This is a genomic window from Corynebacterium doosanense CAU 212 = DSM 45436 (genome assembly GCF_000767055.1).
Taxonomy (GTDB): domain Bacteria; phylum Actinomycetota; class Actinomycetes; order Mycobacteriales; family Mycobacteriaceae; genus Corynebacterium; species Corynebacterium doosanense.
This window is the reverse complement of sequence record NZ_CP006764.1, coordinates 166260-180553: the sequence shown is the minus strand read 5'-3', so window position 1 is coordinate 180553 and position 14294 is coordinate 166260. Positions and strand designations below refer to the sequence as shown.

General features: G+C 65.6%; 16 protein-coding genes. 14 read left to right on the top strand and 2 right to left on the bottom strand.

The genetic code is table 11. The features are described from left to right. Positions 1 to 404 precede the first annotated feature (404 nt). The 11 genes from CDOO_RS00910 (at position 405) to CDOO_RS00870 (ending at position 9978) form a co-directional block, all read left to right on the top strand. Positions 405 to 1178 (top strand): MurR/RpiR family transcriptional regulator, encoded by a 774-nt coding sequence (locus CDOO_RS00910; protein WP_018022997.1) that lies wholly within the window; start codon positions 405 to 407, stop codon positions 1176 to 1178. Positions 1179 to 1196: 18 nt separating this feature from the next. Continuing rightward, the gene (locus tag CDOO_RS13790; RefSeq protein ID WP_018022996.1) at positions 1197 to 1346 is read left to right on the top strand and encodes a hypothetical protein; all 150 of its coding nucleotides are present in this window, start codon (positions 1197 to 1199) and stop codon (positions 1344 to 1346) included. Positions 1347 to 1447: 101 nt separating this feature from the next. Next, positions 1448 to 2590: an ABC transporter ATP-binding protein gene (locus CDOO_RS00905; RefSeq protein WP_018022995.1), complete on the top strand. Its 1143-nt coding sequence runs from the start codon at positions 1448 to 1450 to the stop codon at positions 2588 to 2590. 41 nt (positions 2591 to 2631) lie between these two features. After that, entirely contained in the window at positions 2632 to 3996 is a 1365-nt protein-coding gene (locus tag CDOO_RS00900) for an extracellular solute-binding protein (RefSeq protein ID WP_018022994.1), read from the top strand. Next, positions 3993 to 4748, top strand: coding sequence for a tyrosine-protein phosphatase (locus CDOO_RS00895; RefSeq protein ID WP_018022993.1), 756 nt, complete (start codon positions 3993 to 3995; stop codon positions 4746 to 4748). The genes CDOO_RS00900 and CDOO_RS00895 overlap by 4 nt, the downstream gene beginning before the upstream one ends. 33 nt (positions 4749 to 4781) lie before the next feature. Further along, positions 4782 to 5687: a phosphodiesterase gene (locus CDOO_RS00890; RefSeq protein WP_018022992.1), complete on the top strand. Its 906-nt coding sequence runs from the start codon at positions 4782 to 4784 to the stop codon at positions 5685 to 5687. Positions 5688 to 5708: 21 nt separating this feature from the next. Further along, entirely contained in the window at positions 5709 to 6665 is a 957-nt protein-coding gene (locus tag CDOO_RS00885) for a carbohydrate ABC transporter permease (RefSeq protein ID WP_026159504.1), read from the top strand. A gap of 36 nt (positions 6666 to 6701) precedes the next feature. Beyond that, positions 6702 to 7598 (top strand): carbohydrate ABC transporter permease, encoded by an 897-nt coding sequence (locus tag CDOO_RS00880; protein ID WP_018022990.1) that lies wholly within the window; start codon positions 6702 to 6704, stop codon positions 7596 to 7598. Between the two features lie 156 nt (positions 7599 to 7754). Beyond that, positions 7755 to 7928 carry a hypothetical protein gene (locus CDOO_RS13785; RefSeq protein ID WP_018022989.1) on the top strand — a complete coding sequence of 58 codons (174 nt, stop codon included), beginning with the start codon at positions 7755 to 7757 and terminating at the stop codon, positions 7926 to 7928. Between the two features lie 200 nt (positions 7929 to 8128). After that, entirely contained in the window at positions 8129 to 9226 is a 1098-nt protein-coding gene (locus tag CDOO_RS00875; protein WP_018022988.1) for a Gfo/Idh/MocA family protein, read from the top strand. Between the two features lie 41 nt (positions 9227 to 9267). Further along, a complete protein-coding gene (locus CDOO_RS00870) occupies positions 9268 to 9978 on the top strand; it encodes a ThuA domain-containing protein (RefSeq protein ID WP_018022987.1) in 711 nt (236 codons plus the stop codon). A 20-nt stretch (positions 9979 to 9998) separates the two neighbouring features. Here the strand turns inward: CDOO_RS00870 and CDOO_RS00865 are convergent, their stop codons facing one another. Continuing rightward, entirely contained in the window at positions 9999 to 10901 is a 903-nt protein-coding gene (locus tag CDOO_RS00865) for an IS982 family transposase (protein ID WP_018023038.1), read from the bottom strand. A 218-nt stretch (positions 10902 to 11119) separates the two neighbouring features. Between CDOO_RS00865 and CDOO_RS00860 the strand changes: the two genes are divergently transcribed. Further along, the gene (locus tag CDOO_RS00860) at positions 11120 to 11965 is read left to right on the top strand and encodes an ABC transporter permease (protein ID WP_018023059.1); all 846 of its coding nucleotides are present in this window, start codon (positions 11120 to 11122) and stop codon (positions 11963 to 11965) included. 5 nt (positions 11966 to 11970) lie between these two features. After that, positions 11971 to 12789 carry an ABC transporter permease gene (locus CDOO_RS00855; RefSeq protein WP_127483347.1) on the top strand — a complete coding sequence of 273 codons (819 nt, stop codon included), beginning with the start codon at positions 11971 to 11973 and terminating at the stop codon, positions 12787 to 12789. Between the two features lie 22 nt (positions 12790 to 12811). Here the strand turns inward: CDOO_RS00855 and CDOO_RS00850 are convergent, their stop codons facing one another. Further along, the gene (locus tag CDOO_RS00850; protein WP_018023057.1) at positions 12812 to 13978 is read right to left on the bottom strand and encodes an amidohydrolase family protein; all 1167 of its coding nucleotides are present in this window, start codon (positions 13976 to 13978) and stop codon (positions 12812 to 12814) included. Between the two features lie 97 nt (positions 13979 to 14075). Between CDOO_RS00850 and CDOO_RS13455 the strand changes: the two genes are divergently transcribed. Beyond that, the gene (locus CDOO_RS13455) at positions 14076 to 14240 is read left to right on the top strand and encodes a TetR family transcriptional regulator (RefSeq protein WP_206398191.1); all 165 of its coding nucleotides are present in this window, start codon (positions 14076 to 14078) and stop codon (positions 14238 to 14240) included. The last annotated feature ends 54 nt before the right edge of the window (positions 14241 to 14294 follow it).

Sequence of the window (14294 nt, the reverse complement as noted above, 5' to 3'; positions counted from 1 at the left end):
GAGATTCGAGGCCGTGCTCGCGCAGCTCGACGTGCGCGCCTTCGGCAGCGGCCATCTGCACCGCTACGCGCTCTCCGAGCGTGAGGGCGCAGTGGTGGTCTCGGCCCCATCGACCGCTTTCGTGCATCGCACCGCGGTGTCTGCGGATGTCATCGGTCCCGGCCTGACCCAGCTGGGCGTCGTCGAGTATCAGCTCGACGACCGAGTGCTGCCTGTGTTCCGCGCTCCGATCGACATCGTCGAGCCGGAGTTCCTGGAGGTCGAGCAGGCACGCATCGCCCTCGATGCGATGGGCGTGACGCTCCCCGCGTGACCGCCATCACTCCATCACCTTCCCGCGTCGCGGCGACTTCGTTCACCTCGTCGTCGCGACGTGGGAACCGACACGTGATAGACCGAAACACATGAATGCGCGCACTGAACCGCCACTCGGCGGCACGATCGACCACATCCTCTCCGTCCTGCCCTCGCTCAACCCCTCCGCGCAGCGCGTGGCGCTCATCTGTGCGGAGCAGCCGGAGAAGGTCGTCGAGATGTCGGGCGCGGACCTCGCAGAGGCGGCCGGGACTTCTGCCGCAACAGTCAGCCGGATGAGCCAGGCTCTCGGGTTCCGCGGATTCCAGCACCTTCGGCTGCTGCTCGTGCGTGATCTCGGTGCGGCGGCGCACGGCGGCGGGGCGAGGACAGAAGGCACGAAGGGGTGGCTGCAATCGCTCGCGGACGGCGCAGCGGCACTGATCCAGACGTCGCTCGCATCGGTCGACGCCGACGTGTTCGATGCCGCCGCTGACGCCATCGCCCAGGCGCCGCGTGTCCTCGTCGTCGGAACGGGTGCTTCGCATGCTTCGGCGCAAGCGGTGGCGGTCAGCTTCGTGATGAACGGCCGCTCCTGCGAGGCGCCGGCCGACGGTGTCGTGCAACAGCTCACTGCGAGCGTCCTCTCGCCGGGGGATGTGTGCCTTGTGGTCAGTGCGAGCGGCGCGAACGCCATCACGCTCGCGTCCGCTGCGGCTGCCGCTGGCGCAGGGGCAACAGTGGTCGGGGTGACCGGTTTTGCACGCTCGCCGTTGTCCGAGCATGCCGAGCTGCTCCTGACCGCTGGAGCGCGCTTCCAGGCGTGGGATCAGGGGACGCTCGGCAGTGGACTGGTGCAGATCCTGCTCCTGACCGCATTGTAGGTTGCGGTGGCTGAGCGGATGAATGAGACTGCCGAACATGCCAGAGCGGCGATCCGCGACGAGGTTCTCGACATCATTGCCGAGTCGGGGGATAGGGAGGGCGAGTCGCCCGATGCCGATCCGGCGGATGCTGAGTCCACTGTTCGCAACGAGTTGACAGAACGTTGAACCGGCGTTCGCCTGGAGTTCACTTCCGGCGCTTTGAATTGCCACGCAAGCGAATTTCATGAGAAGCGCTCATGAGGTAAGCCGCTTGCGGGAGGCGACTCATGGGCACCATTCAGCTCTCCGGCATCGGCCGCAGCTTCAAGAGCACTGCGGCCGTCCGTGACATCGATCTGACCATCGACGACGGCGACTTCGTCGTCCTGCTCGGCCCATCAGGTTGCGGCAAGACGACTCTGCTGCGCATGATCGCGGGTCTTCTCGAGCCGACGACGGGCCGCATCCGGCTCGACGGCGATGACATCACGGAACTCCCCTCGAAGAAGCGCGACCTCGCGATGGTCTTCCAGAGTTACGCGCTCTACCCGCATCTCAGCGTGCGCAAGAACCTCGGCTTCCCTCTACGGGTGCAGAAGCTTGGCAAGGCGGAAATCGAACGACGTGTGCAGGACGTCGCCGATTCACTCGAGATCGGTCACCTGCTCGATCGCAAGCCCAAGGAGCTCTCCGGCGGCCAGCGTCAGCGCGTCGCCGTCGGCCGTGCGCTCGTGCGGGACCCGAAGGCGTTCCTCATGGATGAGCCGCTGTCGAACCTGGACGCGAAGCTGCGTACGCAGACGCGCCACGAACTCACCGCACTGCACCGCAAGCTGGGTGCGACGTTCGTCTACGTCACCCACGACCAGGTCGAGGCCATGACGATGGCCACCAAGATCGTGGTGCTGAACGCCGGCGCCATCGAGCAGTTCGGCACACCGGAAGAGGTGTACGACCGTCCGGAATCGGTGTTCGTCGCCGGATTCCTGGGCAGTCCTGCCATGAATCTCCTCGAAGCGCAGATCGTGGCTCTCGGAAGCACCGTCTCAGTGTCCGGCGATGGGCTCGCCGGAGATCTGTGGCCGGGGATGACACCGGATCTCGACGTCGTGCTCGGCATCCGCCCAGAACAGCTGCACATCGCGGACTCGGCCACCAGCCGAACCGGAGTGCTGCTCGTCGGCGCTGTGGACATCGTGGAGAACCTGGGCGGCGAGCAGATCGTCACCTGCGTGGTCGGCGGCTCCAGAGTGCACATGCGCACGTCCCGTGACGTGGAGGTCGCGGTAGGCGACCAGGTGACTCTGCACGCCGCAGCCGAGCACGTCCACGTCTTCGAGCGTTCATCCGGTCGTCGCATGGACTGGGTTCCTGACGATGCCACCGCATCCGTCGCAGACCCCGTCGCCGAGCCCGTCCTCACCCACTGACCTCCTTCCCTTCACCCACCTCGATCAGGAGATCCCACGAAATGAATACCCGCACCCGCCGGGCAGGCCTTGCCTCGCTCGCCCTGCTCGGCATCGCCCTCAGTGGTTGCGCGAGCGCTGGCGCCACGAACGCCGACGCCGCCGGAGCCCTCACCGAGCTTCCCGCTGACGAGAAGGTCGAGATCGTCTTCGAGTCGTACCTCCTCTCGAACGCGGGCATCTGGTCGGACACGATCAACACGCTCCTGGACGAGTTCATGGCAGAGCATCCGAACATCACGGTCGTCGGTCAGCCCAGCGACTTCGAGCTCAGCGACTCCAGCACAGGTACGGCGGCCAGCGTCCAGCAGCAGCTGCTCGCGGGCGATCCGCCGGACATCGCGCAGCTCGCCTTCAACGAGCTCGACTTCGCCGCGACGACCCTCGGCGCGCAGAACCTCAGCGCGCTCGTGGGCGATGAGGGGCTCGAGGAGCAGTTCGGCGGTGAGCACCCGTATCACGAGCGCGCCCAGGTGCTCGCCGACTGGGACGGCGCGACCTACGGCCTGCCCTACGTCTTCTCCACGCCGGTGCTGTGGATCAATGAGGCGCAGTTCGAGGCGGCCGGCCTCGATCCGGCGACCGTCGACCTGTCGACATGGGATGCCGTCGCCGCTGCCGCCGCGCAGATCACGGCCTCATCGGGTGCCCCTTCGTTGAGCGTGACGTGCCTCGTGGCCGGCGGCAGTTGGTGCATGCAGGGCCTCTTCGCCTCCAACGGCGCCGAGGTCCTCAGCGAGGACCGTTCCACGATCGGGTTCGGCTCCGATGCCGCGATCGACACCGTCGAGACGTTCCGCGGCATGTTCGACGACGGCATCCTCACCAACGAGGCATCCGTCGCACAGTACGAGGCATTCGCGCAGGGCAAGACCGCCATTCACGTGAACACCTCGGGGCTGCAGGGCGCGTTCCTGCAGGGCTCGCAGGCCGGCGGATGGGCGCTGAGCGCACGCACGCTGCCCTCGTTCGGCGACCAGGCGGTCGTGCCGACCAACTCCGGATCGTTCCTCGCCCTGTTCGCCACCGATCCCGCGAAGCAGGCGGCATCGTGGGAGCTCATGCAGTGGATGACCAGCGATCGTGCCTACGAGCTCATCTCCACCGAGATCGGCTACCTGCCGCTGCGCAACTCCCTGACGGAGGAGGGCGGTTCCCTGTACGACTGGGTCGAGCAGAACCCGCTGGTGAAGCCCAACCTGGAACAGCTCGATGCGCTCGAGCCATGGACGTCCTATCCCGGCGACAGCTATGCGCAGGTCGACCAGGTTCTCGCGACTGCCATTGAGGAGTCGATCTACTACGGCGGCGACGCCGAGACCGCGATGACCGAGGCGGCAGAGCGTGCGCAGGGACTGATCGAATGAGCGCCGCCGACATCCTCTCCCCGGACCGGCGCCACATCGTCGAGGGCGTGTACAACCTGCGCGACACCGGTGGCTACCGCGCCGCGACCGGTACCTCCCGCTGGGGCACGCTGTTCCGCTCCGACGCCCTGCACCGTCTGGATGACGCGGGCCGTGCGCGGCTCGCAGAACTCAGGATCGCCCACATCGTCGACCTTCGCGGTACGCAGGAGAGCCTCAGCGCCCAGAACCTCGTCGAGGGCCTGGACGCCCGAGTGCATCATCTGCCGGTGTTCGACGATGCTGCGCCCGGTGCGCAGGCCATCGGCGCGATCGCACTCGGCCCGCTCTACGACCACATGGTGGATGAGCGGGGCGCGCAGCTCGCGGCGGCGGTGCGAGTGATCGCCGACGTCGGCGCGGACGAGGCCGTGCTCGTGCACTGCACGGCGGGCAAGGATCGCACCGGTCTCGTGATCGCCTTCGCGCTGCGGGCAGCGGGCGTCGAGCTGGACGACGTCGTGGCCGACTACGCGCAGACCGCAGACAACCTGCGCGGCGAATGGGCCGACGCGATGCTGCACACGGTGACGAGCCGCGGCGTTGAACTCACTCCAGATGTCGTCGATCTGGTCACTGCGAGCCCGGCGCCGATCATGGCAGCGCTCCTCCAGCGGATCGAGCGCGAGTACGGATCGATGGCTGGCTACCTGCTCGCGCAGGGGCTGACATCGGACGAGCTCGACCGTCTCACCGCCGCCCTCATCGACTGACCCCCGATACAACACCACCGAACGGAAGAACTCATGACGCACATCGAAGGCCAGCATCCGGCGCCCGACCATTACATCCTGCATCTCTCGGACACCCACTTCGTCGCGGACGGCGACCTGCTGCACGAGCGGATCGACTCGGACAAGAACCTCATCGAGCTGTTCGAGGGTCTCGCGAAGTCGAACGCTCGACCCGAGGCCATCGTGTTCACCGGTGACCTCGCGGACACCGGCCGCCCCGACGCGTACGAGCGCCTCAAGGCGATCGTCGAGCCCGCGGCGGAGAAGCTCGGCGCCGAAGTCATCTGGGTGATGGGGAACCACGACGAGCGCGTCGCGTTCCGGCGCGGCCTGCTCGGCGAGGAGGGCGAGCAGTCCGAACCCATCGACCGTGTCTTCGACATCAACGGACTGCGCATCATCGCGCTGGATTCGACGGTCCCCGGCCACCACCACGGAGAGATCAGCGAGGAGCAGTTGGAATGGCTCGCCCGCGAACTCGAGGTTCCGGCGCCCGACGGCACGCTGATCGCCCTGCACCACCCGCCGGTGCCGAGCCCGGTCGGTCTGGTCGCGCTGGTGGAACTCAAGGATCAGGCGCGTTTCGCCGAGGTCATCCAGGGCACCGACGTCCGCGGCATCCTCGGCGGTCATCTGCACTACTCGACGCACAGCACATTCGCCGGCGTCCCGGTGTCGGTGGCCTCCGCCACCTGCTACACGCAGGACCTGAATGTCATCTACCCCGGCGCTCGCGGTCAGGACGGCGGTCAGTCGTACAACCTCGTCCACGTCTACGGCGACCGCGTACTGCACTCCGTGGTGCCGATCGGCGAGTTCCCGACCGTCTACGAGATGACCCCGGAAGCGCTCGCCGAGTTCGCCCGGATGAGCGCGGACGAGCAGCTGGCGGCGGTCGACGCCGCGGCCTCGGAATAACACCCACCAGGAGAGAACCTCATGTTCGTTGCCGTTTCCGCTCCTTCGGGAACTGCGCCTGCGATCGAAGCGGATCCGACGCCGACGCCCCGGCGTAGGATCCGCCCCGGCGCACTCGCCCCCTACCTTTACGTGCTCCCCGGAGTGGCGTTCCTCATCCTCTGGACATACAGCCCGCTGGTGCAGACGTTCGGGTTGTCGTTCTACGACTGGAATCTACTGCCGACCAGCCCGAAGACCTTCGTCGGCTTCGACAACTACGTCGAGGTGGCGCAACTGCCCGAACTGCACACGGCGATCACCAACACCGTCGTGTACGTCGCGGCGTTCCTGGTGTTCTCGTTGGTGCTGCCCATCGTCATCGCGATGCTGGCGAAGCAGGTGCAGGGGCGGATGCGTACGTTCTACCAGGCGCTCATCTTCGTGCCGTTCCTGGTGACCCCGGTAGCCACCGGCGCCGTGTGGCGCTGGCTGTTCGCCGAGCAGGGGGCCTTCGCCACGGTGCTCGCCGCCATCGGCATAGACATGCCGAACGTCTTCCGTGACGAGACCCTGGCCATCTGGGCCGTGGTCGTCATCGTCGGCTGGCAGATGCTCGGATTCGGCGTGCTCGTGGTGGCGGCGGGCTTCGCGGGCATCAGCCCTGAATATGGACAGGCCGCGTCGCTCGACGGAGCCGGCAACGGGGCGATCACCCGCAAGATCACGCTTCCGCTGCTCTCGCCCACGATCGTGTTCCTCGCCCTCATGACGATTCTGCTCGCCGCGCAATGGACGTATCCGATCATCGACCTGCTCACCCAGGGCGGACCGACGAACTCCACCACGAACATCTACTACCTGCTCTACCAGTTCGGCTTCCAGAACTTCGACGCCGGAATCTCGGCCGCGGCCGGTGTGATCTTCTTCATCGGCTTCGGCGTCATCGCGCTCGTGTTCCTCGAGCTGCAGGACCGGCTGAGTTTCTACGACAACTGAGCCCAGCGCTCCCCTCACCACCGAGAGACAAGAATCATGGCATTCGTCACCATCCCGCTCCCCGCTGCCGTCTCCGGGACACGTAACAAGGTGCAGTCGAAGACGGACGACCTCGCGGTCGGCTCGAAGAGCCGTACAGGCGTCATCGTGGGGCACATCATTCTCATCGGACTCGCGATCTTCAGCATCTTCCCCGTCTATTGGATGTTCGCGACCGCGATGCGGGCACCGGAGAACGCCCTCGATCAGACTCTGCTGCCCTGGCCGTTGAGCCTCGACAACTTCGCGTACGTCTGGGACACGATCCCGATCGCAGGCATGCTCGGCAACACGTTCGTGATGTCGCTGCTCTTGGCCGCGGCGCAACTGCTCATCGCCGTGCTCGCCGCCTACGGCTTCGCCGTATGGGACTTCGCAGGAAAGAAGCTGCTGATGTTCCTCTTCATCGGATCCTGGCTCGTACCCTTCCAGGTCACGATGATCCCGAACTACCTGCTCGTGTCCCAGCTCGGGATGCTGGGAACGATCGGCGGCGTCGTCGTGCCGCAGCTGGCGGGTGCGTTCGCCGTGCTGCTGATGGTGCAGCACATGCGATCGTTCCCGCGCGAACTGCTCGAGGCGGCCCAGCTCGACGGCCGAAGCAGCTGGTCGACGCTCTGGACCGTCGTCGTCCCGAACATGAAGCCCGCGCTCGCGGCACTGGGGATCATGGGATTCATCTCGGCATGGAACGAGTACCTCTGGCCGGCGCTCATCATGAAGCAGGGCGATGCGCTCATCCAGGTCGGAGTGCGAAGCTTCCTCTCGGCGGAGGGCAACAACTGGGGCGCGACGATGGCGGCTGCGGGTCTCGCGTGCGTCCCCGTGCTGCTGATCTACATCTTCCTTCAGCGCTACGTCGTCGACGCGTTCGTGCGATCAGGGTTGAAGTAGGGACGCCGCAGATCGCGGGGCGCGTCTCCGTTCCCTGATGACCCGGGTGATTTCTTGTGCGAGTCACGGCGCCAGGTTGTGTGTCAACGGGGATGGCGAAATGGCCGGGCAGCGCGACTCTGGTGGCAACTGATTCCGACCAGAACGGAGAACACCATGTCCGATTCGCTGCCCGACGAAGAAGGCGCCATGCCCGACGAGGACGGCGTGCTGCCCGGTCAGGACGTCGACCCCGACCTCGGTCCGAGTACAGGGACGTCCGAAGACGAAGACGAAGACGAAGACGAAGACGAAGACGACGAGGACGTGGACCTGGCTGATCTGCCGTGAGCGGCGATTGCGGGTGAATCGGACCCACCGTTCGAAGTTCGGTACATTGGTCACGTCATGCATTGTCGGAGCCGACAACAAATCGGTTCATCGGCGACCTGCATGGCTTCCACATGAACCTCACGACGTCGCTCGTCGTCGCGGGCACGACCGCCGCGAGATGAAGGACGGCGGTCGTGCGCCGAACTGAAGGAACATCCATGACCACTCCGATGAGGATCGGCGTCATCGGCGTCGGCAAGATCGCCGAGCAGTACTTCGCTCAGATCCCGAAGCTGTCGAACCTCGAGCTCGTGGCGGTCGCGGATGTCAACGCGGAGCGCGCGGACGCCGTCGCGATCGAGCAGAACGTCGAGGCGCTCAGCGTCGACGACCTTCTTGCGGACGATCGCATCGACGCGGTGCTGAACCTGACGATCCCCGCGGCTCACGTCGAGGTCGGGCTGCGCGCGATCGCCGCCGGAAAGCACGTGTTCGCCGAGAAGCCGCTCGGCCTGAACGTCGCCGAGGCCGCCGAACTGCTGCGAGCGGCGGATGCCGCCGGCCTCCGTGTCGGTTCGGCACCGGACACCGTGCTCGGCACCGGCGTGCAGACGGCGCGGAACCTTCTCGATGCCGGCACGATCGGCGCGCCCGTGGGCGCCTCCGCGCACTGGTCGTCGCCGGGGCACGAGTCGTGGCATCCGTCGCCCCAGTTCTACTACCAGCCCGGCGGTGGGCCGCTCTTCGACATGGGCCCGTACTACCTGACGACGCTGGTCACGATGTTCGGACCGGTCGTCTCGGTCGCCGGATCCGTGAGCACGTCGGATCGCCGTCGGTCGATCGGCAGCGGTCCGTTGCAGGGCACTCCGCTCGATGTGGCGATCGACACGCACATCTCCGCCATCCTGTTCCACGAGAGCGGCGTCAGTTCGACCGTCACGATGAGTTTCGACATCTGGCAGACGCGGGCGCCGATGATCGAGATCTACGGAACGGCGGGAACGATCTCGGTGGGCGACCCGAACGGCTTCGACGACGCGACTGAGGTCTGGACCCAGGACGCCCCCGAGTGGAGGGTCGCTCCCGTCTCCGGCGGCTATGCCGACACAGGGCGCGGTGCGGGTCTTGCCGACATGGCCCGGGCGATCGAGACCGGGCGCCCGCATAGGGCCTCTGGCGCGCTCGCCTTCCACGTGCTCGAGATCATGGAGGCGGTGCTGTCGGCCGGACGCGAGCGTCGCGTGGTGGAGCTCACGAGCACTGCCGAGCGACCCGAATCCGTCCCGGCCGGTTCGTCCCCGGATCGGTGGTAGATCTTGGCATTCTCAACGGCGGCAGTGAAAGGAAAGACTTCATGACCGATCGACGTGCACTCGTCGTCCGTGGCGGCTGGGAGGGGCACCACCCCGTCGAGACGACGGAACTGTTCCTCCCCTTCCTCGAGAAGTCGGGATTCGACGTGCGCGTCGAGGAGTCCAACGAGATCTACGCGGATGCCGAGGTGATGGCCGCGACCGACCTCATCGTGCAGTCCGTGACGATGTCGGAGATCTCGAAGGAGGCGTTCGCCGGGCTCCGCTCCGCCGTCGAGGCGGGGACAGGGCTGGCCGGTTGGCACGGCGGTATCGCCGATTCGTATCGAGCGAACTCCGACTACCTGCACCTCATCGGCGGGCAGTTCGCCACTCACCCAGGGCGTCCGCCGGCAGAGCGCCCCGGCGACGAGACCGACAACTACCTGTCGTACACGGTCGACATGACCGAGCTCGGACGCGAGCACGAGATCACCGCGGGCATCTCGGACTTCTCGCTGACGACCGAGCAGTACTGGGTGCTGCACGATGACCTCATCGACGTTCTCGCGACCACGACCCACCCGGTTCAGCCGTATCACCCGTGGCATCGGCCCGTGACGTCACCCGCGGTGTGGACGCGGCAGTGGGGCGCAGGCCGCGTCTTCGTCGCGACCCCTGGTCACAGCGTCGACGTGCTCGAGGACCCGAACGTGCGCACGATCGTCGAGCGCGGGATGCTGTGGGCCAGCAGGGCGGCGCGCACGAGCTAGATGAGTGAGTCCGATTGGGTTTAGTGGTCGTAGGCGATGAGTGAGCGTTTGACGGGTGCTCCGATGAGCCAGTTGTGCCAGATTCCGGCTGCGAGGGCGAGGAGCCGTGCGGCGACGCGGGAGTAAACACCAGCGATGGTGCGTCCGCCGTGGTCTTCGAGGGTGAGTTGGCCTTTGAGCGTGTCGAACACGGACTCGACCCATTGTCGGATCCCGCCGAGTTTCCCGAACCTCGGTTTCTCGTCCTTGCGATCGGGACGGATCAGGTGTGCGCCGAGGTCCTCGGTGATGAAGGTTTCGAACTCGCGCCCGGCGAAGCCTTTGTCGCCGATGATGACTTGTCCAGGCTGGATGAGGTGGCGGTCGTGGTCGAGCATCGCTGCCGCGGCTTCGCGTTCACCGATCTTCGGATTCGCGAGTCCCCAGACCACGGGCATCCCGTCCGGTGTGCAGACCAGGTAGAGGCGGAAGCCCCAGAAGAACCGGGAATGTGAGGCACAGTACCCGTAGCCGGCGTCACCGGCAAGGTCGGAGCGTTTCACCGTCTCGCGGGACTTCCCACACGGCAGTGGGGTGGAATCGATCAGCCGGGTGACTTCGTTCCATGACGGGGTATCGCGGGCAAGCTCCGTGATCACCGCGGAAAGCAGCCCGGTGGATTGGCGGACGCGCTTGCCCCACCCGGACTGGCCAGGCAGCGCCGGAAACATGCTCTTCAAGTGGGTGCGGGCGTATCGGATCCATTTCCGGTCAGAGGAGATCCCGAGCAGGTGCTGCGCGACGAGTAGACACAGCAGCTCGACATCGTTCAACGCGGGCTTGCGACCGGGGTGGTGGTCCCGGGTGAAGCCGATCGCGGGCAGGATCCGGTCATCGAGATGGACGTAAAGTGTGATCAGGAGGGTGTTGAGGTCGGTATTCACACATTGGGCTTAACACCCTCTGCCAACGATTAACAGCCTCCACGCCGTTCACAGCCAATCGGACTCACTCATCTAGGGAGCCCGGGCGCGGAGGCTCCCCATCGGGAGCGGTCGTGACCCGGGCTGCCCTGGTCGGAATCGCGAGAGAAGCGAGCTGCTCAGTCAGACGACATCATCGACGATCGCTTGGCTCGCTTGCATGGTCAAAGGAGAACCACATGTCAGTTGCCGCAGTCAAGGACCGAGCGCCGGTCACCGGCAGTCGTCGGAAACCTCTCCTGCCGTTGCCAACGAATTTCCGGTCCCGCCTGATCTACGGGATCGTCGGCACGTTGCTCACGCTGGGCGCAGCCCAGCTGCTCGTCAGCACTCAGATCATCGATGAGCGCTTCGTACCGCTTCCGACGACGGCGTTGGCACGGCTCCTAGAACTCGCCTGGACACCGGTCTTCTGGGCGGGTGTGGGCGGAACGATGCAGGGCTGGGCGATGGGGCTGTTCCTCGCCATCGTGATCGCATTGCCCTTGGGGTTCCTCATCGGCACCAACGACTATCTCTTCGCCGCAACGCGACCCGTTGTGGAGTTCCTCCGTCCGATACCGTCCGTTGCTCTGATTCCGGTTGCCATACTGATGTTGGGAATCGGCATGGAATCGAAGGTCTTCCTTGTCACGTTGGCCTGTTTGTGGCCGCTTCTCATTCAAACGATCTATGGGCTTCGCGCAATCGATCCCACACTCACGGCGACCGCGCAGTCATTCCGCATTCCGCGTCGCCTTCAGCTTCGCTCCATCGTGCTGCCTGCGATACTGCCGTATCTCGCGACGGGGTTTCGGATCGCTGCCACGGTTGCGCTAATCGTGGCCGTGACCGCAGAACTGGTGATCGGCTCACCAGGTATCGGGGGAGACATCCTGCTCGCCCAATCCAGTGGCGCTGTCGTCACGCTGTACGCGTTGGTCTTCGCCGCGGGGCTTATCGGCGTCATCCTCAACGTCCTGCTCCAGATCGTCGAACGCCGCCTTCTCCGGTGGCACCCCACCTATCGAGAGGCTGCACCATGACCGCCATGGATGTTGCGACGACCGAGGCGCTGGCAGACAAGTCAAGAGCCATCCGTCGTCGGCGCTATCGACTGCTGTCCGTCGAGGTCGCATTCCCGGTACTCGTGGTCGTCGCAGTGGGTGTCTGGACGGCCTCCGCCGGTCTATATTTCATCCCGCCGCTCACAGGTGTTCTAGTCGCTTTCCAGGAGAACTGGCTCTTCGCGCGGATGGCGAGCGACGTCTTGCCGAGTCTTTCCAGGATGATGATCGGGTTCATCGGCGCTGTGGTCATCGGCGTGGTCGTGGGGTTCGTTCTCGGTCAGGCGCACCGCCTCCAGGCGATGTTCGCACCCGTGCTCGAGTTCCTGCGCGCGATCCCTGCGGTCGCGTTGATTCCCCTCGTCATCATCGTGCTGGGCCTCGACGACACCGCGAAGGTGATTCTGATCACCTTCATCTGCCTCTGGCCCGTGCTCCTCAATACCGAAGCTGCAATCAGAGGAATGGACCCCGGACTGCGCGAGACCGCCCGGGTGTACGGCATCCACTGGTTCCGCTACGAGTTGCAGGTCGCACTTCCCGCGGCAGCTCCGCAGATCTTTGCCGGAATGCGCACGAGTCTTTCGCTCGCGCTCATCATGGTCGTCGTGAGCGAGATGATGGCGGGAGGCAACGGGATCGGCGTCTTCGTTCTTCAGTCGCAGAGGTCGTTCGCAATCACGGACATGTGGTCGGGCATCGTGCTCATCGGGATCTTCGGGTACGTGTTCAACCTGCTGCTCATCGTCGTCGAGAACCGGGTGCTCGCGTGGCACCACGGCGCGAACACCGCCGTGGAGTGACACCGCGGTCGAGAGGACGCCCTCACACCTCGATGCCGCCGCACCACACACGCAGAACGCGACGCGCGGCAGCGATGTCGGTGAGCGGATCGCCGTCCACCAGCACGAGGTCGGCTCGCAATCCGGGGGTGATCGCCCCCCGATCGTCGAGTGAGAACGCGTGCGCGGCCGTCGAGGTGGCAGCGCGCAGCGCTTCGGCTGTTGACAGGCCGGCGTCCACGAGCAGAGCGAGTTCGTCGTGCATGCTCTCGCCGTATGGCGGCGATGCCCGTGTGAGGGACCCGATGTAGGCGTCTTCGTCGTGCATGCTCTCGCCGTATGGCGGCGATGCCCGTGTGAAGGACCCGATGTAGGCGTCGGTGCCGGCCAGGACCGGAACGCCCGCGGCATGCATCGCGCGCGTGCTCTCGTGGGCGGGTGCATAGCTCACACCGGGAACGCCCGCTGCGGTGAGATTCGCGGCGATGCCTTTCATCATCGTCAAGGTCGGGATGAACACCGTGCCCTGGGCGAGCATCGTCTCAGCCGTCGCATCGTCGAGCGCGCGGTCGAGTGGAGCATGGGTGATCATGTCGGCCCCCGCAGCGAGGCTCATACGCACAGCTTCGTACAGGGCTGCGTGCGCGATGACCTTGAGCCCCCGCGCGTGCGCAGCAGCCACGAGTGCATCGAGCACGTCCTGGGTGGGACCGGGCAGATCGGCGACGATCTTGATGTAATCCACCCCGTCTGCCACCTGCACCTCTACGAACCGCTCCGCCTTGTCGGGGGAATCGACCAGCGCGACGTCCGGATAGGTCGGAATGCGGCTGTGCGTGCTGCCCTGAGATGTCGCCGCCATGCCGGCGGTGCGGAAGTCAGCGACTCCCCTCAGTCCCCGCAACGACTGGAACTGTGATGCGGGCCATGTCGCCATGTCCAGGCCGGTGGTGACACCGTACGTGGCGAGCGTCTCGAGGGACTCGCGCCCCTTCAGGTGCATGTGACAGTCGATCAGGCCAGGAAGGAGCACCGTACCTTCCGCGTTGACGACAGCGGCACCGACGACGACCGCATCCGCTGATCCGTCACCGATGCGCCCGTCGGGCTGGACGACGACCGTCGTGGGGGCGCTCAGACTGTGTCCGTCGAAGACCCTGGTGTTCGTGATCGCGGTCGCAGAGACTGCGCCGAGCGTGGAATCCGTCATGAACTGCTCCGTTCGAGGAGATGTAGATACGAGACATTATTGTTCACTATCGCGGCCAACGTACCACGACTCGGCTCCCGTAGGCAAGAATCGTTGGATGACGACGCGGCGACGAGGTGCCCTGCTGACGCGCGCGATCTATCGGGCGACGCTGGAGGAGCTCGCCGAGTCGAATCTCGACAAACTGGCGTTCGACAGGATCGCGGCGCGTGCCAGCGCCGGCAAGGCATCGCTGTACCGGGCGCTGGTCGACCACCGGTGAACTCGTCTAGGTGTACCCGGCCATGAGGGTGGTGGCTGGAGTCAGGTTGCGGAA